The following is a 3473-nucleotide window of genomic DNA, read 5'->3' as shown; positions in this document are numbered from 1 at the left end:
CCCCCGGGCCGCGGCGCCTCCCCCGAGCCGGCATTGACGGCGAAATCCCGCGCATTCCTGAGATTGGGGATCTTCTTGCGCGCGGCAAGCGACTGCGCCGGGTCGATCTCGGCGACGATCACCGCCGGTTCGTCATGCGCGGCTTCCGCAATGATCCGGCCCCACGGATCGACGATCAGCGAATGGCCGTAAGTCTCGCGGCCGTCTTCATGCAAGCCGCCTTGCGCGGCGGCGACGACATAGGCGCCGTTCTCGATGGCGCGGGCCCTGAGCAGCACGTGCCAGTGCGCCTCGCCGGTCTGGCGGGTGAAGGCAGCCGGTACGGAAAGCAGGTCTGCGCCGGCCAACGCCTCGGCGCGGAAGAGTTGCGGAAAGCGCAGATCGTAGCAAACGGCGAAGCCGAGCTTTGCACCCTCGATGTCGGTGACGACGGCCTCGGTTCCCGGTTCATAGGCGGCGGACTCACGCCAGCTCTCGCCATTGTCGAGATCGACGTCGAACATGTGGATCTTGTCGTAGGCGGCGAGCGCAGCACCATCCGGCCCGAACAGCAGCGCCCGGTTGGCGAGCTTGCCGTCGGCGCGCAGAATGGCGGTCGAGCCGATATGCAGGAAGATGCCGAGCTCCTTGGCCAGCCTGCGCGCGGTCGCGACGACGATGTCCTTGTCCTCCGACGTGAACGATGCGGCGCGAGCTTCCTTGTCGCGGATCAGCGCCCCGGTCATTTCCGGCGTCTGGATGTAGGTGGCACCTAGGCTGGCTGCTTCACGCACCAGCCGTTCGAGATCGACGGCGTTGCGCTCGGGGCTCTCGCCCGAACGCATCTGGATCGCAGCGGCCTTGAAAACACCCATCGTCATTCCCTCAATTCGTCGCGCCGTTGGCGAGCAATTTGTCCAGCCGGCCTTCGGCCTCCAGCTCGTGGAGGTCGTCACAGCCGCCGACATGCGTATCGCCGATGAAAATCTGCGGAAAGGTCGTGCGGCCATGCGCCCGGGAGATCATCTCCTGGCGCAATTCCGGCGAGAAGGAGGCATCGTGCTCGGTAAAGGCGACGCCCTTGCGCTCGAGCAGCCGCTTGGCTGCCGTGCAATAGCCGCACATCATGCGGGTGTAGATCGTGACATCGGTCATGACGAATTTCCGCTGTTCGTTGCCGACTTATATAGTCGCGGACTCGTCCGCCCGAAAGTCCCCCGGCAACACACGCGCAAAGGTCAGCACGTCGACGGCGGCCGCACCTCCCCTTTTCAGCGCCTTGGTGTCGGAACGCACCGTGGCGCCGGTGGTGTAGACATCGTCGATCAAAAGCACCCTGCGGCCGGCGATCTCGATTTCCGCCTCGGCAGGCACCCGGAACGCGGCCCGCACATTCTCCTCGCGTTCGCCGCGCTCCAGCCCGACCTGCTGGCGGGTGAGTTTCACGCGCCGCACCGCCGACGGGGCGAAGGGCAATCCGCTAAGTGCCGAGACCGCCCTTGCCAGTTCCGCCGACTGGTTGAAGCGCCGCCTGAAAAACCGCCGCCAGTGCAGCGGCACCGGCACCACCACATCCGCCTCGGCGATGAGATCGGCACCCGCACGCATCATCCAGCGCGCCATCCAAGGTGCCAGATCCGTGCGATCCTGGTATTTCAACCCTTGCACCATCTGGCGCGCAACGCCGGAATAGGCGACCGCCGCCCGCGCCCGCTCGAAAGGCGGCGGATCGGCAATCGCCTCGGCCGACAGAAAGCCTTCGCCCATATGGTGGGTGAACGGCGTACCCATGACAGGGCACCATGGCCGCTCCAGCAGCCTGAGCTTCGGCCAGCAGGCGCCGCACAGCACGCCCGGTTGCGAGACATGCCGGCGGCAACCGGCGCAGACCGGCGGAAACAGCATCCGCGCCGGCCAGCCGACAACCGACCGGGCCAGGTTCGTGATCCCGATAGACTTGATCTTGGGCATCGGATCGGCCACGTGGTTGCTCCTGCGCGCCACTATATCAACGATCTCGGAGCGTGGACAAACAAAGGATCTGCCCGTTGCAGCCAATAATGGATACCTCTCTGTGGCTGACGCACAAGCGGCGCGCGCTTGCCCGTCCGGTCGACGGCGCGGACTTCCTCATGCGCCGCACGGCCGAGGACCTTGCCGAACGGCTGGGCGCCGTCGAGCGCCGGTTCGGCAAGGCGGCCGTGCTGTTTTGCCAGACGCCGGCGGCGGCCGAAACGCTCGCCGAAAGCGGCAAGGTCGCCGACATTGTCCGCGTCGAGACGGATACGGCTTTCCTGAGCGGTGGCGATGCCGGCCTGATCGCACCGCTCGAAACCGTGCCGTTCGAGTCGGAAAGCCTCGATCTGGCGGTGTCGCTCTTGTCGCTGCAGGCCATGAACGACATCCCAGGCATGCTGATCCAGATCCGCCGTGCGTTGCGGCCGGATGGGCTTTTCCTCGGCGCCTTTGCCGGCGCCGGTACGCTTTTCGAGTTGCGCGAAAGCCTGCTTGCGGCCGAGACCGAGCTTTACGGCGGCGCCAGCCCGCGTGTCGCGCCGTTCACCGACGTGCGCGATGCCGGTGCGCTGCTGCAGCGCGCCGGTCTCGCTCTGCCGGTCGCCGACGTCGAGACGGTGACGGTGCGCTATGCCAGCCTGTTCAACCTGATCGCGGATCTGCGGGCCATGGGCGAGACCAATGCACTCACCGATCGCAGCCGGCGCCCGGGCTCGCGCAAGCTGTTTGCCCGCGCGGCGGAAATCTACGCCGAGCGGTTTTCCGACCCCGACGGCCGCGTCAGGGCAAGTTTCTCGATTGTCTGGATGTCCGGCTGGGCGCCCGACGCTTCGCAGCAAAAACCGCTGAAGCCAGGGTCGGCCAAGGTCTCGCTGAAAACAATCCTGGAGGCGCCCGACGGGCAATGATCCTGCCCCAGGCGCGGGAAAGCCGGATCAGGGAGTGGGTGCGAAAGCGTTCGCAAGCTTGCTGTTGTTGTCGCTGAACAGCCAGATGATCCCGTCGCGGACCTCACCGATACCGCCGACGATGGCCAGCGACAGCACGGCGATGATCACGCCATATTCGACGGCCGTGGCGCCGGTCTCGTCGTTCAGAAAACCCAGCAGCACTGCTTTCATGGCCTCAACCCCTCTGTCCGGGACCTTACAGCCGACCTGTTAAGAAAGGTTAACGGCAAAGGCTTAACAGGCGGTGAAACCGCCGCCTTTGCGAAATCTCTTAACCATGTCAGCAGTCGCCGCTGCTCCGGCCATTGGACCTGATGATGCAGACCGAGCTCGGCTGCGGCTGCAGCACGCTGCGGCGCAGCGTGTAGGTTTCGCGATGGCCGATCGAGCCTGTGGCCGCCATGTCGAGCCCGCCGAAACCGTCACGGGCCGACAGCGAGCGTGTCTGGCTGTCGAGGAAAGGGGTTGCGATCAGCGCCAGCGCCACCGCGGCCGAACCGAACAGAAGCGTTATGCGCAATATGCCCA

General features: G+C 65.7%; 6 protein-coding genes. 1 reads left to right on the top strand and 5 read right to left on the bottom strand.

Annotated elements, in window-relative coordinates; translation table 11 throughout:
* The 3 genes from EN884_RS30035 to EN884_RS30025 form a co-directional block, all read right to left on the bottom strand.
* Window positions 1–854: carbon-nitrogen hydrolase family protein (locus tag EN884_RS30035; protein WP_206617672.1), on the bottom strand; the 854-nt coding region annotated here is incomplete at its 3' end.
* Window positions 855–864: 10 nt separating this feature from the next.
* Window positions 865–1134: a glutaredoxin 3 gene (grxC, locus tag EN884_RS30030; protein ID WP_024503792.1), complete on the bottom strand. Its 270-nt coding sequence runs from the start codon at window positions 1132–1134 to the stop codon at window positions 865–867.
* A gap of 27 nt (window positions 1135–1161) precedes the next feature.
* Entirely contained in the window at window positions 1162–1962 is an 801-nt protein-coding gene (locus EN884_RS30025) for a ComF family protein (protein WP_063169072.1), read from the bottom strand.
* 65 nt (window positions 1963–2027) lie between these two features.
* Between EN884_RS30025 and EN884_RS30020 the strand changes: the two genes are divergently transcribed.
* The gene (locus EN884_RS30020) at window positions 2028–2903 is read left to right on the top strand and encodes a methyltransferase domain-containing protein (RefSeq protein ID WP_063169073.1); all 876 of its coding nucleotides are present in this window, start codon (window positions 2028–2030) and stop codon (window positions 2901–2903) included.
* Between the two features lie 27 nt (window positions 2904–2930).
* Here EN884_RS30020 and EN884_RS30015 read toward each other — a convergent pair whose 3' ends face one another.
* Together EN884_RS30015 and EN884_RS30010 are read right to left on the bottom strand one after the other, a co-directional pair.
* On the bottom strand, window positions 2931–3116 hold the full coding sequence (locus tag EN884_RS30015) for a Flp family type IVb pilin (RefSeq protein WP_013529446.1): 186 nt from the start codon (window positions 3114–3116) through the stop codon (window positions 2931–2933).
* A 109-nt stretch (window positions 3117–3225) separates the two neighbouring features.
* A partial coding sequence (locus EN884_RS30010; RefSeq protein ID WP_128360916.1) for a hypothetical protein occupies window positions 3226–3473 on the bottom strand: 248 nt, incomplete at its 5' end.

Origin of the sequence: Mesorhizobium sp. M7A.F.Ca.AU.001.01.1.1 (genome assembly GCF_004022735.1) — a bacterium.
In the GTDB taxonomy this organism is placed as follows: Bacteria; Pseudomonadota; Alphaproteobacteria; order Rhizobiales; family Rhizobiaceae; genus Mesorhizobium; species Mesorhizobium ciceri.
The sequence above is the reverse complement of the archived record's forward strand: the minus strand, read 5'-3'. Positions and strand labels throughout refer to the sequence as shown.

Bases quoted from the DNA above. Each gene is read 5' to 3' on its own strand.
- grxC (WP_024503792.1), bottom strand. From the start codon at position 1,134: ATGACCGATGTCACGATCTACACCCGCATGATGTGCGGCTATTGCACG.
- EN884_RS30015 (WP_013529446.1), bottom strand. From the start codon at position 3,116: ATGAAAGCAGTGCTGCTGGGTTTTCTGAACGACGAGACCGGCGCCACG.